Source organism: Thermosulfurimonas sp., from assembly GCF_015491435.1.
In the GTDB taxonomy this organism is placed as follows: domain Bacteria; phylum Desulfobacterota; class Thermodesulfobacteria; order Thermodesulfobacteriales; family Thermodesulfobacteriaceae; genus Thermosulfurimonas_A.
This window is the reverse complement of the sequence record NZ_WFVX01000151.1, coordinates 1-18555: the sequence shown is the minus strand read 5'-3', so window position 1 is coordinate 18555 and position 18555 is coordinate 1. Positions and strand designations below refer to the sequence as shown.

General features: G+C 59.1%; 14 protein-coding genes. 8 read left to right on the top strand and 6 right to left on the bottom strand.

The genetic code is table 11. The features are described 5' to 3' along the window. The 6 genes from F8J34_RS06945 to rpmB form a co-directional block, all read left to right on the top strand. The coding region (locus tag F8J34_RS06945; RefSeq protein WP_297057584.1) for a CusA/CzcA family heavy metal efflux RND transporter at positions 1 to 2237 on the top strand (2237 nt) is incomplete at its 5' end. A 291-nt stretch (positions 2238 to 2528) separates the two neighbouring features. Next, positions 2529 to 4019: a lysine--tRNA ligase gene (gene lysS / locus F8J34_RS06940; RefSeq protein WP_297057579.1), complete on the top strand. Its 1491-nt coding sequence runs from the start codon at positions 2529 to 2531 to the stop codon at positions 4017 to 4019. Next, positions 4019 to 5248 carry an FtsX-like permease family protein gene (locus F8J34_RS06935; RefSeq protein ID WP_297057576.1) on the top strand — a complete coding sequence of 410 codons (1230 nt, stop codon included), beginning with the start codon at positions 4019 to 4021 and terminating at the stop codon, positions 5246 to 5248. The genes lysS and F8J34_RS06935 overlap by 1 nt, the downstream gene beginning before the upstream one ends. Next, complete coding sequence (locus F8J34_RS06930) at positions 5241 to 5930, top strand: ABC transporter ATP-binding protein (RefSeq protein ID WP_297057574.1); 690 nt, start codon at positions 5241 to 5243, stop codon at positions 5928 to 5930. Before F8J34_RS06935 ends, F8J34_RS06930 begins: the two co-directional genes overlap by 8 nt. Further along, a complete protein-coding gene (bamA, locus tag F8J34_RS06925) occupies positions 5927 to 8596 on the top strand; it encodes an outer membrane protein assembly factor BamA (protein WP_297057571.1) in 2670 nt (889 codons plus the stop codon). The genes F8J34_RS06930 and bamA overlap by 4 nt, the downstream gene beginning before the upstream one ends. A 14-nt stretch (positions 8597 to 8610) precedes the next feature. Then, on the top strand, positions 8611 to 8808 hold the full coding sequence (gene rpmB / locus F8J34_RS06920; protein ID WP_297057569.1) for a 50S ribosomal protein L28: 198 nt from the start codon (positions 8611 to 8613) through the stop codon (positions 8806 to 8808). Here rpmB and F8J34_RS06915 read toward each other — a convergent pair. The 3 genes from F8J34_RS06915 to F8J34_RS06905 are packed head-to-tail and all read right to left on the bottom strand — an operon-like array spanning position 8805 to position 12869. Further along, on the bottom strand, positions 8805 to 10973 hold the full coding sequence (locus F8J34_RS06915) for a bifunctional (p)ppGpp synthetase/guanosine-3',5'-bis(diphosphate) 3'-pyrophosphohydrolase (RefSeq protein ID WP_297057566.1): 2169 nt from the start codon (positions 10971 to 10973) through the stop codon (positions 8805 to 8807). The two genes, rpmB and F8J34_RS06915, sit on opposite strands and share 4 nt — an antisense overlap. Before the next feature lie 41 nt (positions 10974 to 11014). Continuing rightward, on the bottom strand, positions 11015 to 11818 hold the full coding sequence (gene mutM / locus F8J34_RS06910; protein ID WP_297057563.1) for a bifunctional DNA-formamidopyrimidine glycosylase/DNA-(apurinic or apyrimidinic site) lyase: 804 nt from the start codon (positions 11816 to 11818) through the stop codon (positions 11015 to 11017). Continuing rightward, the gene (locus F8J34_RS06905; protein ID WP_297057560.1) at positions 11802 to 12869 is read right to left on the bottom strand and encodes an AI-2E family transporter; all 1068 of its coding nucleotides are present in this window, start codon (positions 12867 to 12869) and stop codon (positions 11802 to 11804) included. Before F8J34_RS06905 ends, mutM begins: the two co-directional genes overlap by 17 nt. Before the next feature lie 45 nt (positions 12870 to 12914). Here F8J34_RS06905 and F8J34_RS06900 point away from each other — a divergent pair, with 45 nt between their 5' ends. Together F8J34_RS06900 and F8J34_RS06895 are read left to right on the top strand one after the other, a co-directional pair. Beyond that, positions 12915 to 14171 (top strand): hemolysin family protein, encoded by a 1257-nt coding sequence (locus F8J34_RS06900; protein WP_297057558.1) that lies wholly within the window; start codon positions 12915 to 12917, stop codon positions 14169 to 14171. After that, positions 14155 to 15369: a hemolysin family protein gene (locus F8J34_RS06895; RefSeq protein WP_297057555.1), complete on the top strand. Its 1215-nt coding sequence runs from the start codon at positions 14155 to 14157 to the stop codon at positions 15367 to 15369. Before F8J34_RS06900 ends, F8J34_RS06895 begins: the two co-directional genes overlap by 17 nt. Here the strand turns inward: F8J34_RS06895 and F8J34_RS06890 are convergent. Genes F8J34_RS06890 through F8J34_RS06880 form a run of 3 tightly spaced genes read right to left on the bottom strand, consistent with a single transcriptional unit; the run spans position 15366 to position 18527 of the window. Continuing rightward, positions 15366 to 16013, bottom strand: coding sequence for a hypothetical protein (locus tag F8J34_RS06890; protein ID WP_297057553.1), 648 nt, complete (start codon positions 16011 to 16013; stop codon positions 15366 to 15368). The genes F8J34_RS06895 and F8J34_RS06890 overlap by 4 nt on opposite strands. Continuing rightward, on the bottom strand, positions 15989 to 17578 hold the full coding sequence (locus F8J34_RS06885; RefSeq protein ID WP_297057550.1) for a tetratricopeptide repeat protein: 1590 nt from the start codon (positions 17576 to 17578) through the stop codon (positions 15989 to 15991). The genes F8J34_RS06890 and F8J34_RS06885 overlap by 25 nt, the downstream gene beginning before the upstream one ends. Beyond that, positions 17535 to 18527 (bottom strand): RNA polymerase factor sigma-32, encoded by a 993-nt coding sequence (locus F8J34_RS06880; protein WP_297057547.1) that lies wholly within the window; start codon positions 18525 to 18527, stop codon positions 17535 to 17537. Before F8J34_RS06880 ends, F8J34_RS06885 begins: the two co-directional genes overlap by 44 nt. Positions 18528 to 18555 lie beyond the last annotated feature (28 nt).

The window sequence follows — 18555 nt, the reverse complement described above, 5'->3', positions numbered from 1 at the left end:
GTGGAATCGTGGTCATGCGGTACGGGGAAAACGCCCTTAATGTCATCCGCCGGGTGAAGGAACGCCTGAAGGAGATCGAACCCGCTCTTCCCCCGGGGGTCAAGATCGTTACCACCTATGATCGGTCGGACCTCATCCTCCGGGCCATCCATACCCTGAAAAAGACCCTGCTGGAAGAGATGGTGGTGGTCTCTCTGGTGATCCTCATCTTTTTGCTCCACCCTCCCTCGGCGCTTGTGGCGGTGATTGTACTCCCGGTGGCGGTGGCCCTTTCCTTTCTTCCCATGTACTGGTTGCGCATTACCGCCAACATCATGTCGCTGGGAGGGATCGCCATCGCCATCGGAGCCATGGTGGATGCGGTGATCGTGCTGGTGGAAAACGCCCACAAACATCTGGAACACGAATCCGGTACCCGGCGGGAGATCATCCTGCGGGCCGCCCGGGAGGTGGGGCCGCCTATCTTCTTCTCTCTCCTGGTGATCACCCTTTCCTTCCTTCCGGTCTTTGCCCTTCAGGCCCAGGAGGGGCGCCTCTTCAAGCCCCTGGCCTTTACCAAGACCTTTTCCATGTTCTTTGCCGCCCTGCTCTCCATCACCCTGGCCCCGGCCCTGATGAGCTGGTTTGTGCGCCGGGGCATATCCGAGGAGAAGAACCCTATCTCCCGCCTGCTCATAGCCCTCTATCGTCCCGCGCTGAAACTGGCCCTGCGGTTCAAATGGGCCGTACTCGGGGCTTCCCTGGTGGCCCTGCTGATCACCGTACCCCTCTGGTCCCGTCTGGGCTCGGAATTTATGCCTCCGCTGAACGAGGGTAGCATCCTCTACATGCCCACCACCCTCCCGGGCATTTCCATCACCGAGGCGGTGAGGGTCCTCCAGATTCAGGATCGCCTCATCCGCAGTTTTCCCGAGGTGAAGAGGGTCTTCGGTAAGGTGGGCCGGGCGGAAACGGCCACCGACCCCGCCCCTCTGTCCATGGTGGAAACCACCATCCTCCTCAAACCCCGCCGGCAATGGCGTCCGGGAATGACCTGGGAAAAACTCATCTCTGAACTGGATCACCGGGTACGTCTTCCGGGATGGACCAACTCCTGGACCATGCCCATAAAAGCCCGCATCGATATGCTCACCACCGGGATCCGCACCCCCATAGGGATCAAGATCTACGGTAAGGATCTGGGGCAGATCCAGCGTATCGGGGAGAAACTGGAGGCCCTGTTAAAGAATCTTCCCGGGACCCGGAGTGTGTATGCGGAACGCACCTTCGGAGGCTATTACGTGGATCTGATCCCGGATCGGTGGGCCTGCGCCCGTTACGGCCTGAACGTAGGGGAGGTCCTGCAACGCATCCGCACCGCGGTGGGAGGCACCATCGTGAGCTACACCGTGGAGGGACGGGAACGTTATCCCATTCTGGTGCGGTATGCCCGGGAATTCCGGGAGACCCCGGAGGACCTGGAACGAATCCTGATCAAGACCCCCTCCGGGGCCATGGTGCCCCTGAAGAATCTGGTCAGGATACGCGTCACCGGCGGCCCTCCCATGATTAAGGACGAAAACGGCTTCCGGGTGGGCTATGTCTATGTGGATGTAGCCGGTAGAGACGTAGGAAGCTACGTACAAGAAGCCCGCCGGCTGGTCCGGGAAAAACTGAAACTCCCCCCGGGGTACTTTCTGGAGTGGAGCGGTCAATACCTTTTTATGGAACGGGTCAAACACCGCCTGTCCCTGCTCATACCGCTTACCGTGTTCCTTATCTATTTTCTTCTTTATCTTCACTTCCGTAACTTTATGGAGGTGACCCTGATCATGCTTTCTCTGCCCTTCGCCCTGGTGGGCTCCATCTGGCTTCTTTATCTTCTGTCCTATCATCTCTCCGTGGCCGTGGGGGTGGGAATGATCGCTCTTGCCGGTGTGGCCGCGGAAACCGGGGTGGTAATGCTGGTTTATCTGGACGTGGCCCGCAAAAAACGCCTGGAATCCGGGAAACTCCGCCATCCTGCCGACCTGCGGGAAGCGGTAATCGAGGGGGCGGTGCTGCGTCTGCGTCCCAAGGTGATGACCGTAATGACCACCATCGTGGGACTCCTGCCTCTTCTCTGGTCTCGGGGGACCGGGGCGGATGTCATGCGTCGCATCGCCGCCCCCATGATCGGTGGACTGGTTACCTCCACCCTGGTCACCCTCTTCCTCATCCCCGTACTCTACGAGTGGTGGATGAGGAGAAGGATCTAAGTCTCCGAACGCAAAGCCCTATCTACGAGAACTATCCCTTCCTTCTCACAGGCAAGTTGAAAATCCCGGTCCAGAGAAACAAGATATTTCACCTGATAAAACTTACAAGTTGCCAAAATAAAAGCATCGTTTGACCTTAAACTATATTTTCCTAAGGTCTGGATTTTTGCCGAGCTTCTTCCAAGGAAGGCTAAGGGAAAGGTATAGCTCCGGCCAAAGAGAAGGCACGGGCTTGAAGAATTCCCGAGAAAACAATATGCTTTCGGACACATCCCTTTTAGGAGGCAGGTGGTGAAGGAGGAAAGCACGGTTCTGGAGGTCCGGCGCAGAAAGGCCGAAGAACTGGAACAGATGGGCTATTCCCTTTTCCCCAACGATTTCCGGCCCGCGGATCGAGCCGGGGTACTCCAGGAACTCTTCCGGGAATACGATCAACAGGCCCTGGAAAAGCTGGAACAGACCTTCCGCCTGGCCGGCCGCATGATGGCCCGACGGGACTTCGGTAAGGCCGTCTTCACCCATATCCAGGACGAGACCGGTCGCATCCAGGTCTTTGTAAAACGTGACGAAGTGGGAGAGGAAAAGTTCAAACTCTTTAAAAAGTACTTTGACATCGGGGATATCATCGGGGTGGAAGGGCCGCTCTTTCGCACCAAAACCGGAGAGCTCACCGTGCTGGCCAGGGATATACGGCTGATCACCAAGGCCTTCCGTCCCCTTCCCGAAAAATTTCACGGACTCCGGGACACCGAACTCCGCTATCGCATGCGCTACGTGGACCTGATCATGAATCCCCGGGTGCGGGAGATCTTTCGTGCCCGCACCCGCATCATTCACTATCTGCGGGATTATTTCATCTCCAACGGTTTCCTGGAGGTGGAAACCCCCATGATGCAGCCCATCCCCGGCGGAGCCACGGCCCGGCCGTTTAAGACCTATCATCACGCCCTGGATCTCGAACTCTATCTGCGCATTGCCCCGGAGCTCTATCTCAAAAGACTCCTGGTGGGAGGCTTCGAACGGGTCTTCGAACTCAACCGCAACTTCCGTAACGAGGGCATTTCCACCCAGCACAACCCCGAATTCACCATGCTGGAATTCTACGAGGCCTATGCCACTTATGAAGACCTCATGCGCCGCACCGAGGAGATCTTTGTGGGGCTGGCCCTGGAACTTTACGGAAGCCCGAAGATTACCTACCAGGGACAGGAAATAGACTTCACCCCGCCCTGGCCCAGGATCCCCTATCGAAAGGCCCTGATAGAGATCGGTGGGGTGCCGGAAGATATACTTGAGTCCAGGGAAAAGATCCTGGAGTTTGCCGCCGAAAAGGGAATCAAGGTGGATCCACGCGAACCCGTTCTCCAGAAGCTCTGGGCCAAACTCTTTGACGCCCTGGTGGAACCCAGACTCATCCAGCCCACCTTCATTACCGAGTTCCCGGTGGAGCTTTCGCCCCTGGCCCGTCGTAACGACCGGGACCCCTCCATCACCGACCGTTTTGAACTCATCGTAGCCGGGCGGGAGGTGGCCAATGCCTTCTCCGAACTAAACGATCCCCGCGATCAGCGGGCCCGGTTCGAGGAACAGATCCGGAAACGCCTGGAGGACGACCCGGAGATCCATCCCGAGATAGACGAGGACTTCATCCGGGCGCTGGAGTACGGTATGCCTCCGGCGGCCGGAGAGGGCATCGGCATCGACCGGGTGGTAATGCTCTTTACCGACTCTCCGTCCATCCGGGAGGTGATCCTCTTCCCGCATCTCCGACCGGAGGCCTGATGGGATTTTCCTTTGAATGGTTTGTGGCCCGGCGGTACGTTTTCTCCCGCAAGCGGGATCGCCTTACCGGAGTCATCGCCAATATTTCCGTGGCCGGTATAACCATCGGAGTGGCGGCCCTGATCGTGGTTATCGCGGTAATGAGCGGTTTCCAGGACATTCTGAAGGAAAAGATCCTCTCGGCCAATCCTCATCTGGTGGTGGAGCGGGTCTTTGGCCCCTTTACGGAATTTAAGAAAATCAGCCGGCGCCTCGAAGAGCTGGCCCGGCGTAAAGGCGTAAAACTCGAGGGTATCTATCCCTTTATCTCCGAACAGGGGTTGCTGATCTCCTCCTCCGGAGAAGCCGGGGTATTTCTCAAGGGTATCCCGCTTGAGGAGGTCCGACACCTCAAGACCCTGCACCTCCTCTCAGGAGAGCTTACGGATAAAGGATCCCCGCCTCCGGTATTCCTGGGCCGGCGTCTGGCCGAACGGCTGAGGGTTAGCGTGGGGGATCGGGTAAGATTGCTGCTGCCTCAGGGACGCATCACCCCTCTGGGCCTGATGCCCCGGTTCGTCACCCTCAGGGTGGCAGCCATCTTTGAGACCGGTCTTTATGATTACGACCTCTCCCTGGCCCTGGCCCCGCTTTCCACCGCCCGCCGGGTTACCGGGACCCCGGAAGCGGTAACCGGTCTGGAGATCAAACTGCACAACCCCTTCCAGGCCCGCAAACTGGCCCGGCTCATTCGTACCAACCTGGGTTACCCCTATTATGTGGTGGACTGGCAGACCCTGAATCGGAGCCTTTTCTCCGCCCTCAAACTGGAAAAGACCGGCATGTTTGTGGTCCTCACCCTCATCGTGGTGGTGGCGGCCTTCAATATCGTGGCCGCTCTGATCATGCTCATCTCGGAGAAACGGCCGGATATCGCCCTGCTCAAGGCCCTGGGGGCCACGGAACGAACCATCCTGCGCCTGTTCCTCTGGTGCGGGTTGCTTCTGGGAGGCCTGGGTACCGGTCTGGGACTCTCCCTGGGACTTGCCCTCTGCGCCTTTCTGGCCCGGTACCCGGTGATCCGGTTGCCCGGCGATGTATATCCCGTGGACTATCTACCGGTGCGGGTGGAGGCCCTGGATGTAACCATCATCGTGATCTCGGCCCTGATCCTGACCCTGCTTGCGGCCCTCTTTCCGGCCCGCCAGGCGGCCAAGCTCCCTCCGGCGGAGGTCCTGCGTCATGGATAAAATCCCGGCCCTGGAGGCCCGGAACCTGCACAAGGTCTTTCCTCATCCCGAGGGAGAGGTGGAAATCCTGCGCGGAGTAGATCTCCAGATCTGGCCCTCGGAAAAGGTGGCCATCGTAGGACCCTCGGGGGTGGGCAAGACCACCCTCCTCCATCTCCTGGGGGGCCTGGACCGTCCCTCCCGCGGACAGGTGCTGCATTTCGGAAAGAATATTCTGAGCCTTTCCGATGAAGCCCTTTCCACCTATCGGAATCTCCACCTGGGGTTTGTCTTCCAGTTCCATTATCTCCTCCCCGAATTCGATCCCCTGGAAAACGTCATGTTACCCGGTCTGCTGGCCGGCCATCCCCGGAAGGAAATGGAGAAAAGGGCCCGGGAACTTCTGCAACGTCTGGGCCTGGGCCATCGCCTTCACCATCGGATCTCCGGACTTTCCGGGGGCGAACGCCAGCGGGTGGCCATCGCCCGGGCCCTGGTCCTTTCCCCCCGTCTGATTCTGGCGGACGAACCCACCGGAAACCTGGATATGGACAGCGCCCGCGAGGTAACAGAGATCCTTTTGCAATTGAACCGAAAGTATGATACTACCCTTGTGGTAGCCACGCATAATCTCGAACTGGCGGCCCGCATGGATCGGGTGTTCAAGCTGGAGGCCGGTCGATTGAGGGAGGTATCCCTGTGAAAAGGCCCCTGCTGGTGATAGGGCTGGTGGTCTGCTGGTTTCTTGTGGGGACCAGGGCCACGGCCCAGGTCCAGGTGCGCCTTCCCCTTATTCTCTATACCCTGCGCTATCAGGGCCCGCATCCCCGCCCTATGCTTCTTAAGCGTCTGGAGGAAAGCCTCACCGACTATCTGAGAGAACAGGGATTTCGGGTAAAGATCCGGGCCGGGCCGCCTCCCACCCCTCAGAAGATCCGTCAAATCCTGGAAGAGGAAGGGGCGGTGGTGGCGGTCTGGGGAACGGTCACCGAGATCGGAGGCCAGGTGAGTTTCGATTTTTCCTTCCTGCGCCGGGACTGGGAAGCCCCCCGCCATGCCTATGTAGCCGGAGCCCTCTCGGATTGGCCCGAACTGGAAGATCAGGCCGGTGAGGTGCTGGTGGCCGGTATCCTGGAAAAGAAGAGGGTGGTGGCCGTAAGGGTGGCCGGCAACATGCGGGTGGATAAAGAAGTCATCCTGGACAAGGTATCCCTGAAACCCGGCGATTTCCTGGATCTGACAAAGATCCGGCAGGATATCAAGAATATCTATCGGCTGGGTTATTTCGAAGACGTACAGGCAGACGTGGAGGAGTCCCCCCAGGGGCTCATCCTTACCTACCGGGTGGTGGAAAAGCCTGCCATCAAGAGCGTAGTCTTCCAGGGGAACAAGGCCATAAGCACCTCGGATCTGAAGAAGGTGGTCAAGCTGAAGCCTCATTCCATTCTCAATCTCAAGGAGGTGGATCGGGCTGCCGAGACCATCAAGGCCCTCTATCAGCAGAAGGGATACTTCCATACCCGCGTGGTCCCGGAGGTCCAGTCCCTTTCCGGCCGTGAGGTCAAGGTGGTCTTCCGTATCCATGAAGGACGCAAGCTCTACATCAAAAAGATCGAGTTCGTGGGCAACCGGGCCTTCTCCGATAAGCAGCTCAAGAAACTGCTCTCCCTCAGCGAGAAGACCCCCTTTTCCTGGGCCAAGAAAGCCGTGCAAACCGTAAAAGGCTTCCTCTCCCCGGCCCCCTCGGTGGAACCCGGGGTCTATAGCCGGGCCTTCCTTTACCGGGATCTGGAAAAGATCGAGACCTTCTATCGCAATCACGGCTACATTGAGGCCCGGGTGGGAGAACCCCGGATCCGGGAGAAAAAGGGCTGGGTCTATATCACCATTCCCATAGAAGAAGGGCCGCGTTATCGGGTGGGGAAGGTGAAGGTCATCCAGGACCTCTACCCGCCCAAGCGCGTTCTCAAGGAATTGACCCTGCCCAAGGAAAAATATTTCAGCGTGGAGGCCCTGCGCCGGGACCAGATGCGTATCGCGGATCTCTTCGCCGACAAAGGCTATGCCTACGCCGAGGTCAAGCCGGAACTCAAACGCAACCCCAAGAGCCATACCGTGGATGTAACCTTCAGGGTCAACCGTGGCCCTCTGGTCTATGTGAATCGCATAGAGATCGTAGGGAATACCAAGACCCGCGATAAGGTCATCCGGCGAGAACTGCTGATCGTGGAACAGCGTCCCTTCAGCGCCAGTCGCCTGAAAAAGAGCGAAATTCGTCTCCGACGGCTGGGTTACTTCGAGGATGTCTCCATCGAAAAGGAAAAGAGCGTGCAGAAGAACTATATGGACCTGTGGGTAAAGGTAAAGGAACAGCCCACCGGAACCTTCAGCCTGGGAGCGGGATACAGCTCGGTGGATAAACTCATCCTCATGGGCCAGATCTCCCAGCGCAATTTCCTGGGCAAGGGGCAGACCCTCTCCTTTCAGGGTATCCTGGGCACCAGGTCCAACCGTTACGCCCTGGATTTTGCCGACCCCTATTTCCGGGACACCAAATTTTCCCTGGCCTTAAGCCTTTACAACTGGAGCCGGGAATACGAGGACTTTACCCGGGAGAGCTCCGGGGGAAGCTTTCGGCTGGGCTATCCCCTGAGCCCGGATCTCCGGGTTTACGGAGGGTACCGCTACGACGATACCGACCTCAGCGATCTCAATCCCTGGGTCTCCAAGGTCATCCGGGAGTCGCTGAACATCCACGTTACCAGCGCTCTGGAGGGAGGCCTGGTGTATGATACCCGCAACCGCTGGTTTGTCCCCAGTCGGGGGCTTCTGCAGCGTCTGGATTTCCAGCTGGCCGGAAAGTTTCTGGGAGGAGACAGCGAATATCTCAAGACCATCTATCAGGGGCATTTCTATTTCCCTCTCCCCCTGCCTCGCGACTTTGTGGGGCATATCCATCTGGGAGCCGGTTACATCACCGAGGGTTCCGGCAAGAGGGTGCCGGTTTACGAACGGTTCTTCCTGGGAGGGCTGAATTCCATCCGCGGTTATCGCTCCGGGGATGTGAGTCCCATAGATCCGGAAACCGGCGAACGCATCGGAGGCACCCGCATGGCCTTCATGCAGGCGGAAACCATCTTCACCCTGGTCAAAAGCATCAACCTGAAAGGGGTCCTCTTTTTCGATACCGGTACGGTCTGGGACAAGGAACACGGTTTTGATACCTCGGATCTGCGCAAGAGCGTGGGGTTCGGCATACGCTGGCTCTCTCCCATGGGGCCCTTGCGCGTTGAGTTCGGATGGAATATAGATAGAAAACCCGGCGAGGATAGCAGCAACTGGAACTTCCAGCTGGGAGGAAGCTTTTAAGCAGGAGGGAAGCCATGGCCAGGATCTGTCAGATTTGCGGCAAGCGTCCCCATACCGGGCATCAGATCAGCCATTCGGCCAAACGTTCCGGACGGTGGTGGTATCCCAATCTCCAGAGGGTAAGGGTGAAACTGCCCAACGGCCAGGTAAAACGCATGCGGGTCTGCACCCGGTGCATAAAGGCCGGCAAGGTGCAGAAGGCGGTACGCTAAGCCAGGCGTCTTTCCACCTTAAGCACCCCATCCACGGACCGCAGGTTGGCCATGATCTTTTCCAGGTGGCTGCGGTCCGTGACCTCCACCACGATATCGAACACAGCCCGGCGGTCGGGGGTGGTCTGCACCTCGGCTTTGAGGATATTGGCCTCAGCCGAACTGATGGCCCCGGAGACCGCGGCCAGCATACCCTTGCGGTCGTGGGTGATGACCGATAGCCGCACCGGATGAGCCCTTCCGTCGGCCTTGTCCCAGCGGATCTCCACCTTCCGGTCCTCGTCCAGGGCGGCCACGTTGGGACAATTCACCCGATGGACGGAGATCCCCCTTCCCCGGGTGATATACCCCACCACCTCGTCTCCGGGCACCGGATTACAGCAGCGACTGAGCCGGAAGAGCACATCCCGGGTGCCATCCATGAGGAGCACTTCCCCGTAGGAGGGAACCTCCAGAGACTCCGGCTCCCTTTCCGGTAGATCCCGCGGAGCCGGTGGTTCCTTTTCCTCGCAGAGATACTTCTTTAACACCTGGAGGGGGGTGATCTTCCCGTATCCCACTGCCGCCAGGAGGTCCTCGACGCTGCGGAGATTGAAACGTCGGGCCACCTCCAGGGCCTCCTCGGATTCCAGAAAATCCGCCAGATTCTTCTTGCGCTTGCGGAACTCCCGGGCCAGCATCTCCCGCCCGGCGGTAATCACCCGCTCCTTTTCCTCCTGCCGCAGCCACTGTCGGATACGACTCCGGGCCCGACTGGTCTTTACAAACTTGAGCCAGTCCCGGCTGGGACGCTGCTGGGGCGAGGTATCTATCCGAACCACATCCCCGGTCTCCAGCTTATAATCCAGCGGCACCAGACGACCGTTCACCCAGGCCCGCACACAGTGGTTCCCCACCTCGGTATGGATGGCGTAGGCAAAATCCACCGGCGTGGCCCCCCGGGGCAGGACCTTGATGTCGCCGTCCGGGGTGAACACATAGACCTCCTCCGGGAAGAGATCCAGACGCAGGGATTCCAGAAACTCGCGTGGATTCTGGAGTTCCTTTTGCAGTTCCACCAGCCGCTCCAGCCATTCGAATTTCTTGACCTTTTCCGGAGAAAGGATGGCCCCTTCCTTATAAAGCCAGTGAGCGGCGATACCCTCGTTGGCGATGCGATCCATCTCCTCGGTGCGGATCTGGATCTCGATGCGTTTTCCCTTGGGCCCCAGCACCGTGGTGTGAAGGCTCTGATAAAGATTGGGCTTGGGAAGACTGATGTAATCCTTGAAACGCCCCGGGATAGGAGGCCAGAGGGAATGGATGATCCCCAGGACCTCGTAACACTCCTTTACCGTCTTAACGATGACCCGAAAACCGATGAGATCATAGATCTGATCCAGCTGATCGATGGTGAGGCCGTAGCGTTCGAGCTTGCGATAGACACTCCAGAGGTGTTTGGTCCGTCCCAGCACCCGGGCCTGGATACCGTGTTCCTCCAGGGCCTCCCGGATCAGGTTCTTGACCTCCTCCACATAACTCTGGGCCTCCTCCACCCGTTTTTCCACCTCGGCCTTCAGGCGCTCGTAATCCTCCGGATACAGGTATTTAAAGGAAAGATCCTCCAGTTCCTGTTTCAGCCAGTCGATCCCCAGACGGCTGGCCAGGGGGGCATAAATATCCAGGGTCTCCTGGGCTATCCGACGACGCTTGTGTTCCGGCTGAAATTCCAGGGTCCGCATATTATGCAACCGATCCGCCAGCTTTACCAGGATGACCCGCAGGTCCTTGGCCATGGCCAGCAGCATCTTTCGGAAGTTCTCCGCCTGTTGATGGATCCGGCTGGTGGAGGGCAGAGAGGAGAGCTTGGTTACCCCATCCACAATCAGGGCCACCTCATCCCCGAAATGGCGCCGGATATCCTCCAGGGTGAAGGGAGAATCCTCCACCGTATCGTGGAGAAGACCGGCGGCGATGGTGGGAAGATCCAGCCTCATTCGGGCCAGGATATAGGCCACCGCCAGGGGATGGGAGAGATAGGGCTCGCCGGATTTGCGGATCTGCCCGGCATGGGCCCGGGCGGCAAAAACATAGGCCTTCTCCACCAGATAGGTGTTGGCCCCGGGCAGATAACTCTGGATCTGATCCAGAATATCGCTTAAACGAACTATACGCGGTCGTTTCACAATCTTAGTTTAAACCCGTTTTGGGATAGGAGTAAGAAGCCTTACCGCTGACAGAAAGGGCAGAAGGTGGTGCCGCGTCCGGCGATCTTCTGGTACTGAAGCGGACGCCCGCAGGAGGGACAGGGGAGCCCCCTTCGACCATAGACACAATGTTCCTCCTGAAAACGTCCGCTTTTTCCCTGCCCATCCACATAATCGCGCACCGAGGACCCTCGCAGTTCTATCCCCCGCCGGAGCACCTCCCTTATGGCCTCGTAGAGACGTTTCCTCTCCTGCGGGGAGAGATCCGCCGCCCTCCGGGCGGGATGAATCCCGGCCCGAAAGAGGGCCTCGTCGGTATAGATGTTCCCCAGACCGGCCAGAACGCGCTGATCGAGAAGCAGGGACTTGATCCGGCTGCGGGAAGCCGCCAGCCGGGCCTCAAACTCGGCCAGGGAGATCTCCAGGGCCTCCGGGCCCAGTTTTTGATAAAAGGGGTGCCGGGGAAGGTCCTCCCGGGGCAGGGCCTCGAGCCATCCGAACCCCCGGGGATCCGCATAATAGATACGCCCCCGGTCCAGTTCCAGGATCACCCGGGTATGCGAGGGTTCCGCGGTGTCCCCGGCCAGGATGAGGGCCCCGGTCATCCCCAGATGGACCAAAAGCAGGTTCTCTCCCCAGTCGAAAATAAGCAGCTTCCCCCGGCGGGAAATCCCCCGCAGGGTTCGCCCCCGGAGCCGGTCCCGGAAGGTAGCCGGATCCGGCCGGACCAGCCGGGGTTGCTTTATCATTACTTCCCTCAACCTGCTTCCCACCAGGGGGAGCAGGTCGCGACGGATGGTCTCCACCTCAGGCAGTTCGGGCATTTTGGACCTTGAGTCGGTAGATCTCCACCAGAGAGATGGCCAGGGAAAGGATGATCGGCCCCAGGAAGACCCCCAAAAGCCCGAAGACCTTGAGCCCACCGAGGATACTGAAGAACAGGAAAAGGGTATGAATTTCCGTCTGAGAACCCACGATAAAGGGACGCAGTAACGAATCGATCTGACTTATGACCAGGGCTCCGTAGAGCAGAAGGATCAGGGCCTTGATGACCGAGGCCTTAAGGAGCAGATAGATGGCCACCGGCCCCCACACCAGGGTGGTCCCCACCAGGGGCACGAAGGAGGAAGCCGCGGTAAGCAACCCCAACAACACCGCCGGGGACACCCCCAGCAGGAGGTAAATAATAAGGGCCGCCACCCCCTGCGCCAGACCGGTGAGCAGCCCCCCGAAGAGCACCGCCCGCAAAACCTCCTGCACCTTCCCGGTGATCCTTTCCGTCTCCTCCACGGTGGTGGGCAAAAGTTTTTTTAACTCTTCATAAAAGAGGTCCCCGTCCCGGAAGAGATAAAAAAGGGTGATGAGCATGAAGACCAGGTCCAGGAAAAGCTGGACCGTATTCCGGAAGAGGGCCTTCCCCTGGGTGAGGAGAAACTGACCGGCGCCGGAGGCCACCGCAGCAAGAAGCTGTTTGAGCTGATTTTCAAAGGGGGAAAGCTTGAGGAGGATGCTCTTGACCAGGGCATAGATCCGGGGATATTTCTGGAGGGAGAAAACAATCCCCTCCGGACCGCTCTGCAGGATCTTACGGGCCTGCCCCACGATCTCCAGGGCCTGCCGGGTAACCTCGGTAAGGACAAAGCTCAGGGGCAGGAGGACGAAAAAAACCACCAGAAAGGTGAGCAGAAGGGCCGAAAGCCCCCGTCTTCCCTTAAGGCGCCGGCGGAAAAAGCGATTGATCGGAAAGAGATAGAGCCCCAGGATGAGGGCCCAGAAGATGGGGCGAAAAAAGGGTTCCAGCAACCGCAGCAGGGCCCCGAAGACCACTATCACCAGGGCCCCGGCCAGAAAATAGGTTACCCATCTCCCATTCATGGTATTATCTTTTTACCGGATAACCCCGGAGGAGGAAAGAAGAACTTGGACCCCTGGTCAACCTGGCTCCTCATCACCCTGTTTGTTCTCCTTTCGGCCTTTTTCACCTGTTCGGAGACGGCCCTTTTTTCGTTGAGCCGTCTGGAGATCCGGAAACTGTCCCGTCACTCGCGGGCCGCCTGTCGCCTGGCGGCCCAGCTACTCCGGAGCCCTCAACGGGTTCTCACTACCGTGCTCATGGGGAACGAAATCGCGGATATCTTTTCCTCCTCCCTGGCCAGCTGGTTTTTCTTCCAGTGGCTGGGACACGCCGGGAAATGGCTGGCCTATCCCCTGATGAGCGGGATCCTCTTTCTATGGGGGGACCTCTTTCCCAAGGTCCTGGGGGTACGTTTTCGGGAAAGGGTAGCCTGTGCGGTGGCCAGACCCCTCCGGGTGACGGAGACGCTTCTGGCCCCGCTCCGCTGGCTGTTGCTGGGGCTGGCCCAGATCTTCTTCCGGCTGGCCGGAGTGCACGGCCCCTCCCTGCGGGTGCCCCCCGAGGAGGAGATCAAGCGCCTGGTGGAGGAGGCCTATCACTCCGGAGCCCTGCGTGAGGAGGAACGCCGTTTTATCTATAGTCTCTTCGAGACCGAAGAGACCCCGGTCTCGGCCATCATGACCCCACGACAGGAAATCTGGGCCCTTCCGGACCAGGAGGTAACCCCGGAACTCCTCTCCCGGCTGCGCAAGGCCCCCTTCCGCAAGATTCCCGTATATCGCGAAAATCTGGACCACCCTCTGGGAATCCTCTATGTTCAGGATGTGCTCAAGGCCCGACTCCAGGACCAAACCGTGCGCCTGGGGGATCTGGTGCGCCCGCCTTTCTTCGTGCCCGAAAAGACCCGGGTGCGTCGTCTGCTCGAGGAATTCCAGCGCCGCCGGGTCAAACTGGCACTGGTGGTAAACGAATACGGAGAAATAAGCGGCCTGGTCACCCTGGAGGACGTCCTGGAGGAGTTGTTCGGAGAAATCTATCAGGAAAAAGAGCTCAAGGAACCACCGCTTCAGGAAATCGCCCCGGGGTGTTACCGGGTCAAGGGATGGGTGCAGGTGGAAGACTTCAATCGGGAGACCGGGGCGGAACTTCCGGCCGGGGAATTCCGGACCCTGGCCAGTCTGGTGCTTCATCTCTTCGGGGAACTCCCCTCCGAAGGGGACGAGGTGGAGGGTTTCGGATTTCGTTTCCGGGTGGAGTCCCTGCGGGGCCGTCGTATTCAGACCCTATTGATTACCAGGCTCGAACATGAAACTTCTGGCTAGTCTGGTCTTTCTTTTTCTTCTGCTGGGGGAGGCCTTCTTCGCCGCCGCGGAAATCGCCATCCTTTCGGCGGAAAAGGTGTACCTGGAAAATCTCTCCCGCCGGCACCTGGGAGCCCGGCTGGCCCTGGAACTTCTGCGCCAACCGGAAAGACTCCTCACCACCACCCTGCTGGGGCTCAATCTCTGTGTTATCGCCAACGGAGTCTTCACCACCGGTTTTCTCCTGGAGATCTTTCCCCGTCACGGTCCCTGGATAGCTCTCCTGGGGCTTCCGCCGGTAATGCTCCTTTTCGGTCAGATCATCCCCAAGAATCTGGCCCGGGCCCGGGCCGCCACCCTGGCCCCGCTCCTGGCCCCTCCCCTCTATCTCCTCTCCCGCTTACTCCTGCCCCTGGTCTGGGTGGTTTCCGGACTCCTCAACCGCACCTTTCGGGCCTTCGGTCTCTCGGAAAGGCCCCTTCCCCGGATCCTGCGCGAGGAACTCAAAGGACTTATCACCTCCGAGGAACAACTCGAACCCCTGGAAAAAAAGGTCCTCTCCCGACTCTTCGAGTTCACGGAAAAGACCGTGGATCAGGTCATGGTACCCCTGGTGCGGGTCAAGATGCTCCCGGAGGAAGCCCCGGTGGAGGAGGCCCTGCGGATCCTGGCCCGTTACGGATTCTCCCGCCTGCCCGTATATCGCCATCGGGTTTATAAGGTGGTGGGCATGGTACGGGCCCAGGAACTGCTGGATGCTCCGCTGGAGGCCCCCCTCGGCTCTTACCTCCGGCCGGTGCGCTATCTGCCCGAGTTTAAACCGGCCTCCGAAGCCCTTTCCGAGATGCAACGGTCCGGTGAGGATTTTGCCGTGGTAGTGGATGAGTACGGAGCAGCCATAGGGATCCTCACCCTGGAAGACCTCATGGAGGAAGTGCTGGGAGATTTCCTGGATGAACGGGAATCGGAACCCCCGGCCTACCGGAAACTGGAGGAGGGTCGATATCTGGTCAAGGCCTTCCTGGAGGTGGAGGTCGCCCGGGATCTGGGAATAGATCTACCGGATGGGGATTACGAAACCGTGGGAGGCTTCCTCCTCAAACTGGCCGGACGTATCCCCCGCCCGGGAGAGAAATTTCGCTATCGGAACTGGGAGATCATCGTAAGGCGCACCACTCCCATGGCCATCGAAGAACTCGAATTCCGTCGTCTTTCCTAGTCCCCGCTTATCCCCAGATAGCGATTCAAATCCAGTCTGGAAACGGGAACCGGCGGGGGAGGCGGAATCTGAGAGGGCCCGGGGAGGACGCGCACCAACCTGAGCACCAGGTCGATGCGCAGGGGATGTACCTTCAACCCCACTTCTTTTCCCCCGGGACGCACCTCCAGGATCCTCCTTCCCTTCCAGGTCAGGAGATATCTCAGGGGGCCCCCCTTAAGCCTGAGGCTGTACCCGTGTCCGAGAGACACCTTCCCCTGCCGGGCAAGGTCCCGGGCCATCTCCCGGGGAACCCTTCCCAGAAGAAGGGCCGGCCAGAGTGTCCCCAGACGCGGTTCCGGGGGCACCAGATCCCAGCCACCGGTCTCCCCCCGGGTATAGAAGACCCACCGGATCCGGCTACCCTCAAGCCACAGGGAAAAAAGGGCCACCCCGAAGGGAGAAAGCCCCTCCGCATATACCCGGTTTTTTGCGGTGAGGATCACCGCCCTTCCTCCATAGGTCCTTCCTGCCCCCCGGACCCGGTAAACCACCACCGCCTGATAGCTCCGGCCGGAAAAAAGGGCCTTTTCCGGAAGGACTACGGGGTGCCGGGCACAGGCCCCCAGGATCAGAAGGATCAGGAGGAGGGCTTTTCGGGGCACGAGGCTACCTTCTTACGGATACGCTCCCGATCACGCCGGTGTTTGCTCAAAGAGAGCGCCTTTCGATACACCTCGCAGGCCTCCTTACATCGCCCCAGGGCCTGGAGAATATCCCCCTCGTGCTCCAGGATCACCGCATCCTTGGGGGATAGTTTTACCGCGCGTTGAATCTCCCGCAGGGCCTCCTTCAGACGACCCTGCTTGTAAAGCACCCAGGCCAGACTATCCACAATGTAGCCGGCCTGGGGCTGTTTTTTCAGGGCCTTGCGAATATACCGCTCGGCCACCTCCAGATTTTCGCCCAGTTCCGCATAGGTATAACCCACAAAGTTGAGCACCAGGGGATCATCGGGGTACCGTTCGAGCAGGGGTTCCACCAGGTTCAGGGCCTCCCGCAGACGACCCAGACAGGAAAGGAGCAACCCCTGAGTAAGAATAAGACTCCGATCCCCGGGGAACCGTTTTAAACCGGCCTGCACAAATTTTAACCCCTGCGGACAATAATCCATCTGTTCGGCTGCACTGGCGGCAAAAAAGTAAACCTGAGGATCCCCGGGCTGGCTGTGGACTAACTTCTCCAGAAAGGAGAGGGCGGCCTGGTCGCCTTTAAGTTCACGGGTAAGATCATAGATCCGCTGTAGGGCGTCATGATAAAAGGAACTTCCCGGGGAGATCTCTTGATAGATCCGCAGGGCCTCCTGTTTCCGGCCCTGTTTTTCCAGGATCAATCCCAGAAAGAACCTGAACCCGGTGTTTTCCGGATATTTCTGTAAGGCCTCGCGCAGGAGCTTTTCGGCTTCCTTCCATTTTTCCTCGGTAACCAGGATCTGGATCAGGGCCTGATAGGCGTGGATATCCTGGGGGTTGCGACGGAGAAACTCCCGGTAAAGGGTCTCGGCCCGGGGAAGGTCTCCCATCCGGCGCAGGAAACTACCGGCCTCCATTACTATTTCCAGACGATAAGAGGAAAGCTCCGCCGCCCGCAGATAGGCCTCCCGGGCCTCCTGCGGCTTACCGGCCCTGGCGAGCACACGGGCCTTAAGCAACCACAGGGTATAGGAACGGGGATGGACCTTGAGCAATCTGTCCAGAGAGGAAAGGGCCCCGGAAAGATCGTGCTGGGTCAAATAGGCGCTAAGAAGCAGCCCCAGGGCCTCCTCATTGGTGGGGTCCTTCTCCAGGACCCTTTCCAGGGTTACCGCCGCCCGGGCCGGACGCTTTTCCGAAAGATAGATCCGGGCCAGAAGGAGCAGCAAATCCTTGTCGTCCGGGGCCTGCTTCAGGGCCTCGTGCGCCAGGGTCTCGGCCTTTTCGTATTGCCCCAGACGCCCGTAGATCTCGATCAGGAGTTTGCGAGGATAAAGGGCCCGGGGGTCTTCCTGCAGGACTTTATAGAGCTCCTTCCGGGCCAGGGATAGCTTTCCCGCCTGATAGGCACGCATGGCCACCAGGAAATGGTAATAGGCCTCGGCCCGGCTCCCGGCCTGAGCCGGGGCTCCCAGGACCCACCAGACCAGCAGACTAAGCAGTAGCCCCTTCCAGGGCCAGCGGATAGTTGTGCGCATCCGGCAACCTCTCCTCGAGATACTTGCGCAGTTTCCTCAACAGGCGTTCCTCTATCTGCCGCACCCTCTCCCGGGAAATCCCGAAACGTTTCCCGATTTCCTGAAGGGTGAGCGGCTCCTCGGAAAGGAGACGTTCGTAAAAGATCACCTTTTCCTTGTCCTGTAGGGTCTTACCGAATTCGTGAAGGATCTGGGAGAAACGGGCCAGAACCTCGTCGCGGGCCAGACGATCCTCCACCGAAGGGGAGGGATCCCGCAGGAAATCTCGATAGGTATCCTCGGAATCGTCCTTGAGCGGGGCCTCCAGGCTCACATCCGAGGCGGAAAGACGCTGCTCCATCTCGATGACTTCCTTCTCCTTCACCTTCAATCTCTGGGCCAGCATCTTGGGAGTGGGCTTGAAACCCAGGGCTTCGAGCCGTTCCTTCTCCTTCTTGAGATTGTAGAAGAGTTTACGCTGGGCCTGAGTGGTCCCGATCTTAACCAGCCGCCAGTTGTCCATGATGTACTTGAGAATGTAAGCCTTGATCCAGAAGGAGGCATAATAGGAAAATTTTACCCCCCGGTAAGGGTCGAACTTGCGCACCGCCTGAAGCAGCCCCAGGTTACCCTCCTGAATGAGGTCCAGAAAGTTGCGGTTCCAGAACTGCTGAAATTCCAGGGCAATCTTCACCACCAGGCGCAGGTTGGAAGTTACCAGTTTGTAGGCCAGGCGCGGATCCCGCGTCTCGTAATATTCCTTGGCGATACGTTCCTCCTCCTCCCGGGAGAGAAGGGGGAACTTGCTTATCTCCGCAAGATAGCGCTGCAGGGGATCGACCCCGGAGGGAAGCCTCTTTTCCTCCTCCAGGGGGGCCGGGACCGGAAGGGTGCCTTCGCCCTCGGGCCCCCGCCCCTCGGCCTCGGGGAGCGAGGGATCCTTCGGGGAAGCCTTCTTCTTAGAAGCCATGAAAGATATTATACCCTACCCCGTCCCC